The 258-nt window shown below is 74.4% G+C and carries 1 pseudogene; it reads right to left on the bottom strand.

The window, feature by feature from the left end:
• Nucleotides 1–205, bottom strand: a pseudogene (locus QAA18_RS08040) (hypothetical protein); the annotation flags it as partial.
• Between the last annotated feature and the right edge of the window lie 53 nt (nt 206–258).

Here is a 258-nt window from a genome sequence, read left to right as displayed (position 1 = left end):
CGCCGAGCACGGCGCCGCCGATGCCCTCGTCCCCGGGCAGCACCAGCAGCGTGCCGGCGGCGGCGTCGAAGCGGTGCGCTTCCATCCACTGGCCAAGCGACCGCGGTTGCCGGCCGCGCCAGGCAGCGAGTTCCTCGCGCGTCACCAGGTGCAGCGGGCGCGGCGTGCCGGCCTGCGCCGGGTTCGATCCTTGGGTTGTGCTCATGGGTGTTCCGTGGGGGCAGGGGATGCATCCAGCCAGTCGGCCAGCGCACCGAG

Source organism: Luteimonas sp. 8-5, assembly GCF_029763755.1.
Classification (GTDB): domain Bacteria; phylum Pseudomonadota; class Gammaproteobacteria; order Xanthomonadales; family Xanthomonadaceae; genus Cognatiluteimonas.
This window is presented reverse-complemented; position numbering and strand designations above follow the sequence as displayed.